Source organism: Austwickia chelonae NBRC 105200, assembly GCF_000298175.1.
Classification (GTDB): domain Bacteria; phylum Actinomycetota; class Actinomycetes; order Actinomycetales; family Dermatophilaceae; genus Austwickia; species Austwickia chelonae.
Map to the genome: position 1 here is coordinate 437,302 of NZ_BAGZ01000005.1, position 18,414 is coordinate 455,715.

At 65.5% G+C, this 18,414-nt stretch carries 13 protein-coding genes and 1 riboswitch; of the genes, 3 read left to right on the forward strand and 10 right to left on the reverse strand.

All coding sequences use genetic code 11. The annotated features are described in order from the left end of the window. Positions 1-112: 112 nt before the first annotated feature. The gene (locus AUCHE_RS05120; protein WP_006502206.1) at positions 113-1,600 is read left to right on the forward strand and encodes an amino acid permease; all 1,488 of its coding nucleotides are present in this window, start codon (positions 113-115) and stop codon (positions 1,598-1,600) included. On the opposite strand, the gene AUCHE_RS05125 is transcribed toward AUCHE_RS05120, so the two are convergent. The 10 genes from AUCHE_RS05125 to gcvH form a co-directional block, all read right to left on the reverse strand. After that, entirely contained in the window at positions 1,571-2,488 is a 918-nt protein-coding gene (locus AUCHE_RS05125) for a cation diffusion facilitator family transporter (protein WP_006502207.1), read from the reverse strand. The two genes, AUCHE_RS05120 and AUCHE_RS05125, sit on opposite strands and share 30 nt — an antisense overlap. 148 nt (positions 2,489-2,636) lie before the next feature. After that, the gene (locus AUCHE_RS05130; RefSeq protein WP_006502208.1) at positions 2,637-4,658 is read right to left on the reverse strand and encodes an FG-GAP-like repeat-containing protein; all 2,022 of its coding nucleotides are present in this window, start codon (positions 4,656-4,658) and stop codon (positions 2,637-2,639) included. A gap of 352 nt (positions 4,659-5,010) precedes the next feature. Then, positions 5,011-6,228, reverse strand: a complete 1,218-nt coding sequence (locus AUCHE_RS05135; protein ID WP_006502209.1) for a pyrophosphate--fructose-6-phosphate 1-phosphotransferase — start codon at positions 6,226-6,228, stop codon at positions 5,011-5,013. Positions 6,229-6,353: 125 nt separating this feature from the next. Next, positions 6,354-6,824, reverse strand: a complete 471-nt coding sequence (locus AUCHE_RS15525; protein WP_006502210.1) for an OsmC family protein — start codon at positions 6,822-6,824, stop codon at positions 6,354-6,356. A 542-nt stretch (positions 6,825-7,366) separates the two neighbouring features. Beyond that, positions 7,367-8,860: a glutamate--cysteine ligase family protein gene (locus AUCHE_RS05145; RefSeq protein ID WP_006502211.1), complete on the reverse strand. Its 1,494-nt coding sequence runs from the start codon at positions 8,858-8,860 to the stop codon at positions 7,367-7,369. A gap of 198 nt (positions 8,861-9,058) precedes the next feature. Beyond that, the gene (gene gcvP, locus AUCHE_RS05150; RefSeq protein WP_006502212.1) at positions 9,059-11,938 is read right to left on the reverse strand and encodes an aminomethyl-transferring glycine dehydrogenase; all 2,880 of its coding nucleotides are present in this window, start codon (positions 11,936-11,938) and stop codon (positions 9,059-9,061) included. A gap of 78 nt (positions 11,939-12,016) precedes the next feature. Next, positions 12,017-12,119, reverse strand: a riboswitch (glycine riboswitch). A 76-nt stretch (positions 12,120-12,195) separates the two neighbouring features. After that, positions 12,196-12,777 carry a MerR family transcriptional regulator gene (locus tag AUCHE_RS05155; protein ID WP_006502213.1) on the reverse strand — a complete coding sequence of 194 codons (582 nt, stop codon included), beginning with the start codon at positions 12,775-12,777 and terminating at the stop codon, positions 12,196-12,198. A gap of 260 nt (positions 12,778-13,037) precedes the next feature. After that, complete coding sequence (locus AUCHE_RS05160) at positions 13,038-13,547, reverse strand: bifunctional nuclease family protein (protein ID WP_006502214.1); 510 nt, start codon at positions 13,545-13,547, stop codon at positions 13,038-13,040. A 207-nt stretch (positions 13,548-13,754) separates the two neighbouring features. Beyond that, positions 13,755-14,162 carry an FHA domain-containing protein gene (locus tag AUCHE_RS05165; RefSeq protein ID WP_052024824.1) on the reverse strand — a complete coding sequence of 136 codons (408 nt, stop codon included), beginning with the start codon at positions 14,160-14,162 and terminating at the stop codon, positions 13,755-13,757. 173 nt (positions 14,163-14,335) lie between these two features. Next, the gene (gene gcvH / locus AUCHE_RS05170; protein WP_006502216.1) at positions 14,336-14,725 is read right to left on the reverse strand and encodes a glycine cleavage system protein GcvH; all 390 of its coding nucleotides are present in this window, start codon (positions 14,723-14,725) and stop codon (positions 14,336-14,338) included. 530 nt (positions 14,726-15,255) lie between these two features. On the opposite strand from gcvH, the gene AUCHE_RS05175 reads away from it, so the two are divergent. Further along, a complete protein-coding gene (locus AUCHE_RS05175) occupies positions 15,256-17,154 on the forward strand; it encodes a protein-arginine deiminase family protein (RefSeq protein WP_006502217.1) in 1,899 nt (632 codons plus the stop codon). Positions 17,155-17,259: 105 nt separating this feature from the next. Beyond that, positions 17,260-18,381: an alpha/beta hydrolase-fold protein gene (locus tag AUCHE_RS05180; RefSeq protein ID WP_006502218.1), complete on the forward strand. Its 1,122-nt coding sequence runs from the start codon at positions 17,260-17,262 to the stop codon at positions 18,379-18,381. Positions 18,382-18,414: the final 33 nt, after the last annotated feature.

Consider the following 18,414-nt stretch of genomic DNA (forward strand, 5'->3'; position numbering starts at 1 on the left):
GGATCACAGACACACCCCCGATAGCCGGTATCCGCAGGCGTAGCGTCACGATGTTTGTGCAGGGGAGGTCGGCGTGACCTGCGCACACCCCCCTCCACAGTGAGGAAGCATCATGGGCGATCAGAGTGGGATCAGCGGTTCTGCACCCGAAAAGGGTCTCGTCCGAGGGCTGACCCTGCGCCATATCCAGTTCATCGCCCTCGGGTCGGCCATCGGCACCGGGCTGTTCTACGGCTCGGCCACCGCGATCTCCAAGGCCGGGCCTGCAGTGATCATCGCCTACCTCATCGGCGGCGCAGCCGTCTTCATGGTGATGCGCGCCCTGGGCGAGATGGCCGTACGACACCCGGTTCCCGGCTCCTTCGGACAGTACGCAGCCCGCTACCTGGGTCCTCTCGCCGGCTTCATCACCGGTTGGTCCTTCGCCTTCGAGATGATCGTGGTCGCCGTCGCCGATGTCACCGCCTTCGGCGTATACATGGGCTTCTGGTTCCCCCACACCCCCCGGTGGATCTGGGTGTGCGCGGTGATCCTGTTCATCGGCGCGGTGAACACCCGCAAGGTGAAGGTCTTCGGCGAGTTGGAGTTCTGGCTGACCATCGTGAAGGTCGGCGCCATCATCGCGATGATCCTGGGAGGCCTCGCCCTCATGCTCAAAGGCGTCAGCTTCGAACCGGGCATCGAGGTCGGCCCGGAGAACCTGATCTCCCACGGCGGTTTCGCGCCCCACGGCATCGCCGGTGTCATCGCCGCACTCACCGTCGTCATGTTCGCCTTCGGAGGGGTCGAGAGCGTCGGGATCACCGCCGGAGAGGCCACCGACCCCAAACGCGCCATCCCCAAGGCCGTGAACTCGGTACCTGTCCGGATCCTGCTCTTCTACGTCTGCACGATGGTCGTCATCATGTCCCTGGTTCCGTGGCACCGGATCAACGGCGACTCCAGCCCGTTCGTCCAGATCTTCAGCGCCTTGGGCGTCCCCGCCGCCGCGACCGTCCTCAACGTGGTGGTCATCTCCGCAGCCTTGTCAGCGATCAACTCGGACACCTTCGCCGCCGGGCGCATGCTGTACGGGCTGGCCCAACAAGGACAGGCGCCCCAGGCCTTCGCATCGGTCTCCCGGCACGGGGTTCCCTGGCTGACCGTCCTCGTGATGTGCGGGGCATTGCTTCTGGCCGCAGTGTTGAACGCCCTCATGCCCAAGGAGGTCTTCCTGACGATCGCCTCCATCGCGACCTTCGCCACCGTCTGGGTGTGGATCATGATCCTGCTGTCGCACATCGCGATGCGCCGGGAGATCACCGCCCAGGGCCGTGCTGAATCGGAATTCCCCGTCCCCTTCTGGCCGGCGGCCTCCTATGCTGCGGTCGCTTTCATGGCCTTCGTCATCGCCATGCTGGGGTGGTTCCCGGACACGAGGATCGCCTTGGTCGTCGGTCTCGTCTGGGTGCTCTTCCTGCTCGTGGCCTACCGGGTGTGGGTGCGTGAGGACGGACGGACCCAGCCGGAGCTCGCCGACGAGACCACCACCACGGAGGGGCCGTCCTCCTCGACGACTCCCCCGGCACCGTCATCCGGCGGTGGGGCAGCGGGGGTCTGAGCCTCCTTCGCGTTCGGCGATGGCGACCTCGGTCGGATAGTCGTCATATGACCGGGGGTCCTCCAGCGGCTCGAGATGGCAGATGATCTGCACATCGGGGAAGTCACGGTGAATCCGGGTCTCGACCTCCTCCACCAGGTTGTGACCGCGCTGGACCGTCCACTCACCCGGGACCAGAACGTGCACCTCCGCGAAGCGTTGATGCCCGGCTTCCCTGGTACGCAAGGCGTGGAACTTCACTTTTTCGCTGGTGAACTCGGAGAAGATCCCTGCGAATCGGGTGTTTTCCTCGGCGGGCCAGGACCGGTCCATCAAGCCGTCCACGGAGGAGTGCAACAGCTGGTAGCCGGTGACGATGATGTTGACCCCCACCGCCATGGCGACCACCGGGTCGAGGCGCTCCCATCCGGTCAGACCGACGAGCATGACGCCACCGACGACACCCACGGATGTCCAGACATCGGTCATCAGATGCTTGCCGTCGGCGACCAGCGTGAGCGAGCGGTGTTTCCGCCCGGCCCGGACGAGAACCACGGCGGTGACCCCGTTCAGCACGGAGGCGAGAATACTCACGGCCAATCCGACCCCCACGTTTTCCAGGGGCTGTGGTTCCAGGAAACGTTGTGCAGCGGCGACCACGATGAAGCAGGCCGCTACGACGATCATTCCGCCCTCGACCGCTGCTGAGAAGTACTCCGCCTTGGCATGGCCGAAATGATGGCTTTCGTCAGCCGGCCTGGATGACACTTTCAAGGCGACCAGGGCCACAATTGCGGCAACCAGATTGACCACGGACTCAGCCGCGTCAGAAAGAAGACCCACTGAACCGGTCACCAGATAAGCACCGGCTTTCAGACCGATCGTCGCCAATGCTACGAAGATGGCCAACCATGCAAATCTCGTCAGATGGGACCTATCCGCAACCGATGCACTCTGGCTCGCCTTTTCCATCAGCTCAGTATTGACAGCGAACGGGCCTGTGGCTAGTGAGTCGACCCTCACCGGCCACAGGCCCGTTGTTCACAGATACCGGGGATCAGCCTGCGTAGACGTGATATCCGGCGTAAGAACGGTTGATTCCCTTCCAACTCACCGTGCCGTCGGCGGATCTCGTCCCAAAAGAGGCCTTCCCGTCGGGTGCTACCCCGAGAATTCCGGCCTTCTTGTCACCGTAGGCATTGCTGATACCGACCAGGGAGGAGAAAGATCCCCAGGATCCGGGCTGGTTCTCCTGGCCAGCAAAAGTGCCTTTACCGGACCCGTAATACAGCACACCCAGCCCGTTGAAGGTCACCCCGGCCAAGGCCGGCCTACCATCGCCTTTCCAGTTTCCGACACCGGCGAAAGATTTGATTCCACCCCAGCCGTGTCCTATGGCGACACTGGCTTTGGCGAATCCGCCTCTGCCGTTACCGCCGTAGAAATACATATTTCCGTTGACCCGGTTGGTCCCGATCAGATCAGGTTTTCCGTCGCCGTCCCAATCTCCCGGCGCGACGATGGTCTGCATGTCATTCCACCCTCGGCCGATCACCCGCGGAGTCAGGAATCCGCCCTGGCCGTTGCCGGGATACAACCACAGATCAGCGGTACGCGGATGACGTGCCACCACGTCAAGGGCTCCGTCGCCGTCCCAGTCGCCCACGATGGACACCATGTCGAAGGAACCCCAACCGGGCCCACCGATGAGTTCCATCGCGGTCATATCGCCCTTGCCATTGGGACTGGACAGGGTGAGCCTGCTCTGAGCGTCCCGCCCGAGGATGTCCGAATCGGACATCCCGTCGAAGTCACGGAAGACTGAGGTCGCGGGTTTCACCGGCTGTCCCGTTCCCCCGCCGCCCCCCGAGGACGCGGAGACCCTGGCGATCACCTCACGTCGGATGGCCGGGACCAGGGGGTAGAGATTGGCACCCGGGCAGGCGGTGTAGTAGTGGTCCCGATGGCTGTTGATGGTGGGCATCCACTCGTTACGGCCGCTCTTGTTGTTGAACATCATCAGCGATCCGCTGGGGTTGATGCCGTGCAGGCTGGCCTTCCAGGCCATCAAGCTCACCAGGGAGTTCCTGGCGGCTGAGGAGAGCACCTCGCTCTCGTAGTTGCCGAGCATGGACACTCCCACCGCGCGGTCGTTATTACTCAGATGCGCGGCGGGAAAGACCGGCTGTTCCGGGTAGAGCCAGGCTCGTCCCTGCCAGATACGTCCCCAGCGGTCGATGATGAAGTTGTAGGCGATGTCGTCCCAGCCGAGCGTCTTCGTCGCATAGCGGTACATCGACCTCAACATGCCCGGCACCATCGCTGCGGTGTAGTTGTTGGTGTCCGCCGTGTGATGGATGACGATCCCTCGGGGGTTGTTGTTCTCCGGGGTCCCGGTGCGCCAGGACTCGTCCGCACCCCATTGCGCGCGGGTATAGATATTCGGTCGTGGCGCCACGGCATTGGCCGCACCGACCTGAGCTGTACCCACCGTCTCGTCGGCTTCTGAACGGCCCGGATCGATGACGGTCAGCCGGGCGTCGTTCGGCGCCTTCCCCGGCGTTCCGATGATCCTGGCCTGCACCTCGGTGGCCCCGGAGACCATGTACAGCTCGCTGCCCTGGCGGCTCTTCGCCTTCGGGCCGGACCGGTTCGCGTCCGGCCCGGTGCCGTCGTCGACCGTCATCGTCTCCCAGGCACCCCAGGAACCGCTCTTCTTCGTGCGGATCTGCGGCACCGATCGGTCTGCGCTCCCGCGCTCCCAGGTGACCGCCACCGCGGCGAGTTGCGGATTCGCTGTTGTCGGCCCGGTGGTCTTCAGCACGGACACCCCGGTGCCGGGGAGGTCCTTGGCACCCGCCGAGTCGGTGGACAGCTGTCCGCGTGCCTCATTCAGTTCCTGGGCGGAGACCCGCGGCGGCGACGCAGCCGGAGCGGGGTCGACCATCGCCGATTCGGACTCCGCACCCTGGACGGGATGTGGACTCGGCGTGGCCACGGTGAGTTCCATGGGAAGGACGACGAACAGAGGCGCGCACAGCACGCCTCCGATCAAAGGGGTCAGGCGTCGCAACCACACTAGATGTACTCCTTGCCTCGACTACGTCGGCATCACCGGACGCCCGCGGACGCAGGCTCCGGCCGTACATGGGCCTCGGGCACACGAATGCCCGAAAGGGCCTCTGAGGGTGATCGACACCTGGGCATCCGATATGAGCAATTTAAGAGCTTTTCGACATATCGCTCTTCAGCTGGGGGCGGTGGCCCCACCGGCGGCGCGACAGGCGGTTCCCTCCGAGCGATGACCGCACTACGACGAGGGCCCAGCGGCATGTGCCGCTGGGCCCTCGTCCCACATCTGGTCGTCCGTCATCGGCCGGTGTCCACCTGGCCTACGGACTGACGCCCGGGAAGGGAGGTATTTCCCCGGGTCAGCGGGTGGCGGTGCTCGCCTGTCCGATCTCGGACAACATCGTGGTGAACCACTCCTGAGTGTGGTCGAAGGGCTTGTGCCCGGCGATCCGCTCGAACTCGATCGGACGCAACTCGTCGCCGCGTTCCTCGTCGTGACCGATGACCCCGGGGGTGCCGGCCAATGCCGCGTCGACGGCCAGATCGGTCATCTGCTTGATCAGGGCCAGGTCGGCGTCATTGGCCGCGGCCGAGCGGGAGAAGTAACCCGACTTCTGCACGAGGACCTTCTCGGCACCGAGCTTCTCGGCGAACTGCTTCCCGAACCAGGCTCCGGGGTTGATCTCGTTGAGACGCACATGCCCGAAGGCGTCACGGGGCACTTCTTCGCCGTTCTTCTCCATGAGGGCGACGATGTCGGAGACTCCGGCGCCTTCGGAGAGGAAGATGTTGACATTGCCGACGCTGTCCATGACCTCTTTGAGACGAACGGCTTCGGCATCGATGTCGAGGTCGGTCTCGGGAACGTAGACGCCGTGGACGTCCCAGGCTTCGCGGGAGAGACCGAACTCGGGCAACCACTGACGGGTGTCCAACCAGCGACGGTAGTCGCGGGCGGTGGCCGCGGTGAGCCACCCGCAGTTGCGGCCCATGACCTCGTGGATGATGAGCATCCGCGAACCGGAGTTATGCTCGGCGATGACATTCTCGGCGAAGCGCGCGCCCTGTTCGGCGGCGGTCATCGCACCGAGGGACTGACGGATCGGGACGATGTCATTGTCGATGGTCTTGGGCAGACCGACGACGACGAGATGGTGGCCGGTCTTCTCCAGATGGGCGGCCAGGTCGGCGGCGGTGGTGTTGGTGTCGTCGCCGCCGATGGTGTGCAGCACGTCGACGCCGTCGGCGGTGAGCCGCTCGGCGGCGAAGGCCAGTGGATCGGTGCCGTCGTCAGGGATCAGACCGCGCTTGACCAGGTCTTTGGTGTTGGTGAGCTTGACCCGGGAGTTACCCATCGGGGATCCGCCGTACTGGTGCAGCAGAGCGGCGTTCTTGCGCACCTCGTCGGTCACCGTGAGGTAGTCGCCGGTGAGCAGGCCCTGGTAGCCGTGCTTGTACGCGATGATTTCCACGTCGGGTGCGATCTCGGTGTAACGCTCGATGAGACCACCCACGGCTGAGGACAGGCACGGGGCGAATCCGCCGGCGGTCAGCAGTGCTACGCGGCGAACGGTCATGGTGCATCAACTCCCAAAAGCAACAGGTCGACTGGAGGTCAGCCTAGTCCTTACGGGCCGCGCCGCCCGCGACGTCTGCGCCGAGGGGCCCGTTCTCCGTCGCCGGGCGGGCCCCGGCGCTCTCCTCACTCCGCGGTGTCCGACACCAATCCCATGTCGACGGGAGTTCCGAGGCTGACAGTGCGGCTCACAGTACACAGTCGGTCCTGGGCCATGCGAACGGCGTTGGGCAGCACCGATTCGGCGTCCTCCTTGCCGGGGCCCTCGAAACGGACGTCGAAGCGGACGTCGATGGGACCGAGGTGATTGTGCAGTTCGTCCCGGAGCTTGTCGGCGCCGATCGTGACCTGAAAGGTCGTGGTGTCGGCCCGGCGGTCGGTGAGGGTGACGACGTCGATCGCGGCGCAGCCACCGATGGCGGCCAGGAGCATCTCGATGGGGTTCAACTGCCCCGCTGCGGTGTCACCGAACTCGAGGCTGTTTCCTTCGGCGTTACGGGCGATGAAGCCTGCGCCGAGTCGTTCGACGGTGACCTCGCGACGGTCCCCGGAGGTGGCGGGGGCAGCAGCGGTCGGTTCTTGGGTGTTCTCGGTCATGAGGCCAAGGTTGGCATATGGCAGAGACGCAGCGGCGGGGGCTCCCCGGAGTGCGCCGAAGTGCGTCCGGACGCCGGTGCCGGCTGTCCGGGAGATCTCGATGGTGATGCCGCGAGGGTACCGGGGAACCAGCGGGTGGAGTTCTGCCGAACGAATCCCGGAGCAGGCCGCCGACGACGAATTTCCTGCCAACTCAGCATGTTTTAAAGAATGTTCAAAGAACAGGGCAACTGCGACGAAGACACAGTTCACCCCACCGTGAGAAAAGACAACCTCCGAGCCGTGGAGATCGGCCGCCCGAAGACAGCTCGACAGCTCGAAAAATCTCCCCGAAACAGGTCCACAAAATAATTTCCCTCCGTGGAACGACACAGGCCATCACCACGGGAAACCAAGCCACCTAAAATCCTCGGCAATCACCCGGGCATGATTACCGATGACCCCTTTCGCCTGGTGCGGGGACCTCAACGTCCCGGCCGGCCACCGGCAGCACTGGCGACGGAACGAACACAGGGTCCGCTGCGGTGAAAACACCATCCGGGTCAGTCCTGTTCGAAAGGCAACGGCCAGGTATGGACAGGCTCGTCGGCATCAACCCCTTCGAGGTAGAGCCGGGACATCTCCCGCAGGGCACTGAGTCGGTCCGCGCCGCGACTCTCCAGCCTCCGTACGCAGTCCAGCTGCCACATGGCGCCGTTCTGTCGTGACAGGCAGCGTCCTTCGATGACTCCGAGATAACGGTTGGCCACTTTGGCGGAGACTCCCGCGCCGGCGAGCCCGTCATGAGCCATGGGCAGGAGGTGCCGGAGCGCCAGCTCATCAGCGGTGACCGTGGAGAAACCCGGCCAGTACATGCGTCCGAGCATCCCCTCACGGGCGCAGTTCATGAAATTGGATTCGGCTGCGGAGAAACTCATCTGGGTCCACACCGGGCGTTCGTCATGGGCAAGCACGGCGAGCAGGCCGTAGTAGAAGACGGCGTTGGCCATCATGTCCACCACGGTCGGCCCGGAGGGGAGCACCCTGTTCTCGACGCGCAGATGGGGCCGGCCGTCCATGGTGTCGTAGATGGGACGGTTCCACCGGTACACGGTTCCGTTGTGGAGCATCAGCTCGGCGAGCTGAGGTGCTGTCCCCTTCTCGACGGTGCTCACCGGGTCCTCGTCCGAGATCTCGGCCAGCAGGGCCGGGTAATAGCGGACATTGTCCTCGAAGAGGTCGAAGATGGAGGTGATCCACCGGTCGCCGAAGGGGACGCGCGGCCGGACGCCCTGGTTCACCAGTTCCACCGAGCGGGTGTCGGCGGCCTGTCGGAAGAGTTCGATGCGGGTCTCGTGCCACAGCGCCTTCCCGCAGAAGAAGGGTGAGTTCGCGCCGATGGCGACCTGCGGCCCGGCGAGCGCCTGAGCGGCATTCCATACCTTGGCGAATTTCTGCGGGGCCACCTGTAGATGTAGTTGAAGTGAGGTGCAGGCGGATTCGGGAGCGATCGAGCTGCTGTAGAACGCCACGTGCTCACCGGAGTGACCTTCGATGTCGATCAGGATGTCTTCGCCCCGGGCGCGCATGATCGCATCGTTGAGTGCGGCATAACGGTTGTTCGCGGTCATCCATCCTTCGCCCAGGTCCTCGGGCATCAGCGTGGGGAGCACCCCGACCGGTACCGGGCGGCAGCCCACCTGTCGTCCGGCATCGCGGACGCTCTGCAGTCGTGCGCGAAGCTCGTCCTCCAGGCCGAAGGCGTCGTCCCCGACCAGGACCCGGGGGGCGATATTCATCTCGACATTGAATCTGCCCAGTTCAGGGACTGTTTCGGGGTCGTCCAACGCTCGTAGGAGTTCGGAATTTTTGCGGCTGGGCCTCAGTTCGTCGTCGACCAGGCTCATCTCGATCTCGAAACCGGTGGTCGGCGCGTCGATATCGAAACTGTGTGTGGCGAGCATCCGTTCGAAGACGTCCAGGTCCTGGCTGACCTTCTCGCGGTACCGCTGACGTTCCTGGTTACTCCATTCCGCTCCGGCGACCTCGGCCCCCATCGTCCACGACCTTCCTGGAAAATCCGTCACGGCCTATGACCGCCTTGGCTTTTCGAGGAAAACACATCGGGCCGGGAATTCGCACCCCGAGCATCTCTTCCACGGCACCGGGACGGGCCGTCGATCGGTCGGGAAAACCGTTCGACAGCCCGTCGTCAACCTGTCGGTGTCATCCGTCTGAGGTGATACTCCGGCGCGTCAGTCGATGGTGTCCTCCGGCGCAGGGCATGAGCAGATCAGGTGTCGGTCGCCGTAGGCTCCGTCGATGCGTCGCACGGGCGGCCAGTACTTCTCGGTCGGCTGTTGCCCGCCGGGGTAGACCGCAGTCACCCGGTCGTAGGGCGCATCCCAGTCGGCGATCACGCACTCTGCCGTGTGCGGAGCACCGCGCAGTGGCGAATCAGCTACTACGACATCGCCGTTCGCAATCTGCTCGATCTCCTGCCGGATGGAGACCATCGCATCGCAGAATCGGTCCAGTTCGATCTTGTCCTCGCTCTCGGTGGGCTCCACCATCAAGGTGCCAGCCACCGGGAAGCTCATCGTCGGGGCGTGGAAACCGTAGTCGATCAACCGTTTGGCGACATCGTCCACGGTCACCCCCGTCTTCTTCGTGATCTCCCGCAGGTCGAGGATGCACTCGTGGGCGACCAGCCCACCGGGCCCGGAGTAGAGCACCGGGTAGCACTCGCGCAGGCGGGCCGCGACATAGTTGGCGTTCAGGACGGCGACCTGGGTGGCCTTCGACAGCCCGGAACCGCCCATCAACCGGATGTACGCCCAGCTGATCGGCATGACCCCCATCGACCCGAAGGGTGCCGCGGCCGCCGCTCCGGGGCTGCTCTCCGGCCCCGCGGTCGGATCCAACGGATGGTTCGGCAGGTAGGGCGCCAGATGCGCGCGTACCCCGACCGGCCCGACACCGGGCCCGCCGCCGCCGTGCGGGATCGCGAAGGTCTTGTGCAGGTTCAGGTGGCTCGCGTCCCCACCGAAGTGACCCGGCTTGGCCTGGCCCACCAAGGCGTTCATGTTCGCGCCGTCGACGTAGACCTGCCCACCGGCCGCATGGACGAGATCACACAGTTCGGTGACCGTGTCCTCGTAGACACCGTGGGTGGACGGATAGGTGATCATCACGGCCGCCAGGATGTCGCGATGGGCGTCGACCTTGGCCCGCAGGTCTTCCAGGTCGACGCTGCCGTCACCTGCTGTCTTGATCACGACGACCCTCATCCCGGCCATGGCCGCGCTCGCCGCATTCGTGCCGTGGGCACTGGCGGGGATCAGACAGACATCGCGTTGTTCGTCACCCTGGGCCCGGTGGTAGGCCCGGATGGCCATCAGCGCCGCCAGCTCACCCGACGCCCCCGAATTGGGCTGCATGGTGACTGCGTCATATCCGGTGATGGTGGCCAGCCACTGTTGCAGGTCGGAGACGATACGGCGGCTCCCCCTGGTCTGGTCGGCCGGGGCGAAGGGGTGGATATGCGCGAACTCGGGCCAGGTGATGGCCTGCATCTCGGTGGCGGCATTGAGTTTCATGGTGCACGAACCCAGTGGAATCATCCCGCGGTCGAGCGCGTAGTCCCGGTCGGCGAGACGACGCAGATAGCGCATCATCTGGGTCTCGGAGTGGTAGGTGTTAAAGACGTCCGCGGTCAGGAAGTCGGTGGTCCGCCGCAGCGGCCGAGGCCATTCCGGTCCGTCCGAGACCGGGTCGACGTCCTCCGTGAGTCCGAAACACCCCAGGACGGCTGCGACATCGGCCGACGTGGTCGCTTCGTCGAAGCTGAAGGCCACCGTGTCCTCGTCGACCTGCCACAGGTTGTAGCCGCGCTCGGCGGCCTCCTGCAGGACCTTGGCCGCTCGTCCCGGTGCCCGCACGGTCAGCCGGTCGAAGAAGACCGACGACCCCAGCTCGTATCCGGCAGCGAGGAGAGCCTGCTCCGCGGTGCGGGCGTGCCCGTGCACCCGGGTCGCGATCCTCCGCAGCCCGTCCGGCCCGTGGTAGACGGCATACATGGCGGCGATCACGGCCAACAGGACTTGCGCCGTACAGATGTTGCTGGTGGCTTTCTCCCGCCGGATGTGCTGTTCCCGGGTCTGCAAGGCCAGCCGATAGGCCGGGCGTCCCGCAGCGTCGACGCTGACCCCGACCAGCCGCCCGGGCATCGTCCGGGCCAGGGGCTCACGGACGGCCAGATAGCCGGCGTGAGGCCCACCGAAGGCCATCGGCACACCGAAGCGTTGTGAGGTGCCCACCGCGATATCCGCGCCCCACTCCCCCGGCGCGGCCAACAAGGTCAACGCGAGCAGATCCGCTGCCGCGGTCACCAGGCCGCCCTGGGCGTGGACAGCCTCGGCGAGTGTCCGCCAGTCCTGGAGGGCACCGTCGAGTCCGGGATACTGCACGACCACTCCGAAGACCGGCCGTCCCAGAGAGATCGCGGTCAGGGCCTCCACGCTGTCGACGGCGGCGAGATCCGCGACGAGGACGTCGATGTCGAGGGGCAGCGCACGCGACCGGATGACCGCGAGGGACTGCGGAAAAACCTGCTCGTCGACCACCAGCACGGCTTCCTTCGCAGCCCGGGTGGCCCGACGCATCAAGGTCATGGCCTCAGCAGCCGCGGTGGCCTCGTCCAACAGCGAGGAGTTCGCGACGTCCAGACCGGTCAGATCGGCGATCATCGTCTGGAAGGAGAGCAGGGCCTCCAACCTTCCCTGGGAGATCTCCGGCTGGTAGGGCGTGTACGCGGTGTACCAGCCGGGGTTCTCCAGAACGTTCCGCTGGATCACCGCGGGCAGGACCGTGTTGTGGTACCCCAACCCGATCAACGAAGTCTTCAGGACGTTCTGAGCAGCGATCTGCCGTAATTCGTCCAGGACCTGGCGTTCACCGTCCGCAGCCTCCACGGCGAGAGGACCAGGATCGCGCAGACGCGCCGGAAGAGTGGCATCCACCAGCGACGCCAGATCGGGTCGTCCAACGACCTGCAGCATGTCGGCGATGTCTTCGTCACGCGGACCGATGTGGCGGGCGACGAATTCCGGCAGAGGACGGGGCTCGGTGGTCACGGGCACTCCTAGAGTCCGGCACCGCGGACGCGGCGTCGCGTGCTCCCCCGCTTGTCACCCGCCCAGGGCTTCAAGGTGCCTGATCGCACGGTCCGGGTGCCTGAGAGGTTCCGGGGATGCTTGCCCCTTCGGCGCTCGACCTCGACGCTGAGGCCGGTCGAGACTCTCCCGTGCGACATGACGGCGCCGTCAGGCTAGCATCGCCGCTCCCGCAGAGACACGGGGTACCAAAGAAACTGAATTCGCGTCGGATCCGCTCACCCCGTGCGGCGGCTGCGCCGTCGTACGGACAGCTGGTCGTCGGACGACCCGTCGGCGGCGACGTCTTCGCCCAGGTGTTCCCGAGGCAGCGGGGCCAGATCCCCCTCCACTTCACGCCATACCCGGCCCACAGCGATCCCGAAGACCCCCTGCCCGCCCTGGACCAGGTCGACCACCTCGTCGGTGGAGGTGCATTCGTACACCGATGCGCCGTCGCTCATCAAGGTGATCTGGGCGAGGTCGTCGACGCCCCGCTCACGGAGGTGTTCCACCGCCACCCGGATCTGCTGCAAGGACACCCCCGTGTCCAGGAGCCGTTTGACGACCTTGAGCACCAGGACGTCCCGGAAGCTGTACAACCGTTGCGACCCGGATCCGGTGGCGCTCCGGATGGACGGTTCTACCAGACCCGTCCTGGCCCAGTAGTCGAGTTGGCGGTAGGTGATACCGGCTGCGCGCTGGGCCATGGAACCCCGGTATCCGGCGTCGGAGTCGAACGTGGGCAGGTCGTCGTCGAAGAGGACACCCTGTGCACTGCCGGAATGCGGACCGGCCTTCCCCTCGTTCGTAGGGCTCACCACGACTCCTTCACGATCGCGCCCGGTCGATGACCGGCGAGACTTCGGTCATCCATGACCCTTACTCACCACACCCGAGAAGTCCGGGCACATTTTTCTTCCTGAAAGTCCCTGCCATCCACACGACCCCGCGCCCACGAAGGGGTACTGCGACCGTACGATCCTGCATCGGACACGTCAACGACCAGCCTGCCGACACGCCGAAAGCCCAGGACACAGGCCTGTAGCGCCTTCTTTCCGGGGTCTGTGGAATACCGTCGTCATCTCTCGTCCCGGGGCGGCATGTCGGGTTCGGCCGGTCCGCCGGGTTGGTCGAAATCCTCGGCGGAGACCTGATCCAGGAAAGCCCGGAATCGTTCGACCTCGTCGTCCTCGTCGTCGGCCACGGCGATCCCGGCCTCGTCGATGAGTTCCTCACCCGCCCGGATCGGAGACCCGGTGCGCAGCGCGAGCGCGATCCCGTCGGACGTCCGCGAACTGACCTGGGTGCCGTCGTCGAAGACCAGTGCGGCATGGAAGACCCCGTCACGCAGTTCGAGGATGCGGACCTCCTGCAGGGAACGTCCCAGCGCCGTGATGACATCGACCAGCAGGTCGTGGGTCAACGGACGAGGTGGGATCACCCCTTGTTGGGCGTAGGCGATGGCTGCGGCTTCGGCCGCGCCCACCCAGATCGGGAGATAACGGTCCCCTTCGCGCTCACGCAGCAGCACGATCGGCTGGTTCGTGGGCATCTCGACGCGGACGCCGAGGACATCTAGGTCCTTCACAACTTCTACGATACGTCCCTTCTCCGGGTAGGTATGAGCCGCGGGGCGATCCGATACGCAGCGACTTTCGGCACGGGCGCCCGACATGGACAGGCCTCCTGGACCGCGGAGGAGTCCGGGGTCCAGGAGGCCTGAGGTCCTGTCTGCTGGGATCGACGGTTCGCTCCGCTGGGGCCTAAGGCCATGGACGCGGGGAACCGCGGCCGGTCAGGAGTAGTGCCGGGGAGCGGTGTAGAAGATCAGGCGGAACTTCCCGATCTGGACCTCGTCGCCGGTGCGCAGCGACATGCGCTCGATCCGTTGACGGTTGACGTAGGTGCCGTTCAAGGAGCCGACATCGCGGACGACGAAGGCATCGCCCTCCTGCTCGAAGAGGGCGTGCTTACGGGAAACCGTGACATCGTCCAGGAAGATGTCGCTGTCGGGGTGGCGCCCCACGGTCGTCAGGGGTGCATCGAGGAGGAAACGTGCGCCGGCGTTGGGGCCTCGCAGCACCAGCAGAAGAGCGGTGTCGGGTCGCAACGCATCGATGGTGGCGAGATCGTCCGTCGACAACCCGCGATCGTGCTCGACATGCGCCTCAAGGTCGCCAAGACTCGTGAGACGCATGGTCATCGGGTCTTGCTGGCGAGATGGGTTCTCGCGGGGACGGTCGATCACCGTCGGTCACCTTCTTTCGAGGGCACATGCGGTCGGAGCAGAGAACCAGGTTATCCCATCGGATAACCCAGTTCGCAGCTCACAGGGGAAGCGTCACCCACCGGTCAGGTTGGGACAACGCCGACGATTCAGGACAATTCAGCCGAATAGGCTGCCACGTCGAGCAGACCGTCGGCCGTAGAGGGGTCGACGACCGACATCTCGAACATCCAACCCTCACCGTACGGATCGGAGTTGACCAGCTCCGGAGAGGAGTCCAGGGCGCTGTTCACCGCGGTGACCTCGCCGGTGAGAGGGCTGTACAGCTCGCTCACGGACTTCGTCGACTCGATCTCCCCGCAGGAGTCCCCTGCGGAGACTGCGGAGCCCACCTCGGGAAGACTGACGTAGACGACGTCCCCAAGGGCATCCTGCGCGAAACTCGTGATGCCGACCCGGACGATATTGCCTTCTCCGCGCCGCACCCACTCGTGCTCCGCGGTGTACCGCAGGTCCGCGGGATACTCCAGTTCGCTCATGACGCTCCTTCGCCCTTCTTCCTGGTTCTTCGGAGCCGGGAAGAGTCCCGACTGGGGTCTCCCGTGCCGCTCCACGGTGTAGCGGGTACGCGACACCGGTTCGCCCCCGAGCCTAGGGTCAGCCGAGGTGCTCTGCAACGAATTCGGCGAAGCCGCTTCGAACTGTGTCCGTGTGCGCTCGTGGATCATCCGTTCCCGCGGTGGCCGGTTCGGTGATCGACTCCCCAGGACCTGATGCCAGCCAGGGCACCCCGCCCAGGTGAGATGCCTCGCGGCTCCGGGGCCCGAGCTGAGCTCCCGGGAAGATGCCGGCTGTGATCGAGGCGGCACCGAGTGCGGGCGAAAAGGCCACCGGCGAAAAGCACCCCGCCCCACGGCGGAACGGTTATTCCACAGGGAACGGCACATAGCCACCACAACGGATGAAACGTAACATTTCGATGTCGACTCGCGACGACGGTGTCTCCTTCGGTTCCCCGCGAACGGACAGGACGCACGCTGAACCCAGCCTTTCTCGGTGAGGAGAGATCATGTCCGTCACACCTGCCCGTCGGCGTCGTCATCTGATGCCGGTCATCGCCCTGGCTGTCGGATCCTTCGGGGTCTTCCCCCTGAGTTCTTCCGCAGTCCCTCCGGTGGCCCTCCAGGAGAAAGGCGCTGAAGACGTCGACGTCACGGGCGGAGGTCACGCCGCCCGACGGATCGCCTTGCTCTCCGAGACCCGGACCGTCCTTCCCAATGTGGACGACGACTCCGGACGATGTGCCATCCCCGACGGGAAACTGGTGAAATTCGTCCAGGCGAGCACCTGCCACGACGGCGCCGACAATGTCGTCAACGGCCCCGAGGACGCCAAGGACCTCACCCTGGTGCGACTCCCCGCGATCAAGGACATCGACCGGAAGGCCACCGCCACACTCTCCGTCCCGGCCAAGGCAAAAGGAAAGGTCCGGGTCTTCGTCAAGAAGGGAAACGGCTGGACGCCCGGGCTGGCTCTGCCCGCCCGGATCACCGCCGAGCAATTACGAGCCGGGATGACCTTCGGGGTCGAGGCGACCGATGTCATTCGGGACAGCAGGATCTTCGATGGCGCGTTCTCCCTCGATCTCCAGGTCCGCGAGGGAAGACGGATCAGTCGCGCCCGACTGGACCTCCAGGTGGCAAAGCTGACGCCGTTCTCCACCGAGGAACTGGAGAAGGTCGTCACCCTCAGGAGCACAGGAGACAACCAGAGCAGCCCCAACTGGCCTGCTGCGGACATCCGGAAGATCGGATCGACTGTGCCGGTACGGACCCGGGTCGTCGACGGCTTCGTGAGCCAGTGGTCCCAGGACCATTTCGAAGGCATGTACGCCTCGATGGACCAGGGAGGCCGCCGACAGAGCATCCGGGTCCTGGCGCTGTCCCATCGCAATATTCCGGGGAAGAACGAATGGTTCGGCTTCCGCGGGAAGGACATCGGCGTCATCGCGTTGACCGGACCCCAAGGCGACACCTCCTTGGAATCGACCGGGAATGTCGAAGCCATCGGTGCCTACACGAAGAACGGCCGCACCTATCGGGCAGGACGGCTGATCATGGGGCACACCCCTCACAACCCGTACGGCACCATGTCACAGGTCCAGCGCTCCTTCTTCGAATCGAACGCCGAACAGCGACCGATCTATCTGGACACGGTCTTCCTGTCGGTCGGTCACGTCGACGAGATCTTCCAGGTCGTTCCGGCCAGGAACGAACGAGGATGGGTCTTCGCGACCGCCAGCCCTCAGGACGGGATCGCCCTGTTGAAGAAGGTCAGTGCTGCAGGACAAGGCGGGCAGCGCATCGCCAACCCGCCCAAGGTCAAGGACGACCCACCTCCGATGCCCCTCACGGTGGACGAGGCGCTGAAGTCTCCCGACTTCGTCCGGGCCAACGAGATCGCCCACAAGCGCATCGAGGCGAATGTGAACACGCTGAAGAGGGAACTCGGCTTCACGGACAAGGACTTCCTGCGGATCCCGGTGCTCTTCGAGCGGTCCCGCATCGACGGTGTGCCTCAGCCCCCGGACACCGGCGGCATGGTGGAGGGACCGGCCAGCGATGTCCCGGTGCTCGACGGCAACCGCTCTGCGGACGTCGTCGACCATCGCAGGCATGGGGATGCCGGAGAACGCACCGGCGGCGAAGCACAGCTGGGCACCCGTAATCTCCGGGCCGCGATCCCTTCCGGGGTGAACGGTCTGCCTTTGGACCGTCAGCGCATGCTCGTCCCGGAGCAGTTCGGACCGAAGTTGAACGGCAAGGATGTCTTCGCCGAGGCGATCACCGCGGCGCATGCCAAGGACGGTAAACGTGTCGGTTATGTCGACACCTACTACCAGTACCACCTGTTCGGCGGGGAACTGCATTGCGGGACCAATGTCTTCCGGAAGATCCCGATGAGCTGAGACGCCTCTCGCCGGGGCGGCGACACGGACGACCCTCGAAGTAAGGTGAGGCTAGCCTCATCTCAACTCTCCTTGGCCGCCCTGCCCCGACGAGGAATCATCGCGATGCGCACCACCCAGCACACCACCGACGACACCCAGACCACGACCCCAGCCACCCCCTTCGCCCCCTACGGCATCTCAGCAGACCCCACAACCGAAGACTTCTGGACCATCCCGTCCCCCACCGCCGTCCCCTCACCCGACGGCGGCTGGACCGTACTCTTCCGCTGGCGAGGCAGCCCCGCCACCCTCGACTTCGAAAGCTGGTCACCCCCACTACCCCTCACCCGCTGGCAGGACAGCGACTGCTGGTACGCCACTGTCCCCATGCCCGCCCGCCTCCGCGCCACCTATCGCATCCGCACCGACGACGGCCACCACGCCGACCCGCTCAACCCCGTCGGCGCAGGCGGTGAAAGCTCCATCGTCGCCACCCCCGACGCCCCCGCCCAACCCCACTGGCCGAACATCGGACCCGACGACGTCCTCCCCCTGCCACGCACCCGGGTGCGGTGGAACAGCCACCGCCTCGGAGGACGCCGCACCGTGCGCATCCACCCGGCCGGAGGAGGCGGACCGGCCGTGCTCCTCCTCGACGGAGACGACTGGCTCCACCTCCACCCAGCCATGACCGCAGTCGACTCCGCCGTCGCAGCCGGAGAGATGCCCCCGGTCACCCTCGTCTTCGTCCCCGCCAAGGACCGCGGCACCGAGCTCGGCTGCCGACCCGACCTGTGGGAAGCCGTCCGCGACGAACTGCTCCCGCTGATCTCGCAGACCGACACCCCGGCCGAACTGGACCGGATCACCGTCGTCGGCCAAAGCCTGGGCGGGCTGAGCGCCCTGTACGCCGCATTGGAATTCCCCGACCTCGTCTCCCGGGTCGCCTGCCAGTCCGGAGCATTCTGGTGGACGCCTCAGACCGCAGACCTGAACTCCCCCCTCGACGGCCCCGCCGGCGGGACCATCGCGGCACGACTCCGAGAAAAACCCGACCTCAGCCGCCTGAAAATCGCCTTCGACCTGGGCGAACACGAAGAGCACATGCGATCCCACTGCGAAACAGTCGAAGAACTCACCCGCCGCGCCGGCGCCACCGTCCACGTGACCAGATCGGCCGCCGGACACGACCGCGCAGGATGGCGACACGCCCTGCTCAGAGACATCGCCTGGCTGCTGACCTGACAAATCCGCGCGACCACCGCATCAACAGCACCG

Bases quoted from the DNA above. Each gene is read 5' to 3' on its own strand.
- gcvH (WP_006502216.1), bottom strand. From the start codon at position 14,725: ATGAGCGAACTGGAGTATCCCGCGGACCTGCGGTACACCGCGGAGCAC.
- AUCHE_RS05165 (WP_052024824.1), bottom strand. From the start codon at position 14,162: ATGACCATGCGTCTCACGAGTCTTGGCGACCTTGAGGCGCATGTCGAG.
- AUCHE_RS05180 (WP_006502218.1), top strand. From the start codon at position 17,260: ATGCGCACCACCCAGCACACCACCGACGACACCCAGACCACGACCCCA.
- AUCHE_RS05175 (WP_006502217.1), top strand. From the start codon at position 15,256: ATGTCCGTCACACCTGCCCGTCGGCGTCGTCATCTGATGCCGGTCATC.
- AUCHE_RS05120 (WP_006502206.1), top strand. From the start codon at position 113: ATGGGCGATCAGAGTGGGATCAGCGGTTCTGCACCCGAAAAGGGTCTC.
- AUCHE_RS05135 (WP_006502209.1), bottom strand. From the start codon at position 6,228: ATGACCGTTCGCCGCGTAGCACTGCTGACCGCCGGCGGATTCGCCCCG.
- AUCHE_RS05145 (WP_006502211.1), bottom strand. From the start codon at position 8,860: ATGGGGGCCGAGGTCGCCGGAGCGGAATGGAGTAACCAGGAACGTCAG.
- AUCHE_RS15525 (WP_006502210.1), bottom strand. From the start codon at position 6,824: ATGACCGAGAACACCCAAGAACCGACCGCTGCTGCCCCCGCCACCTCC.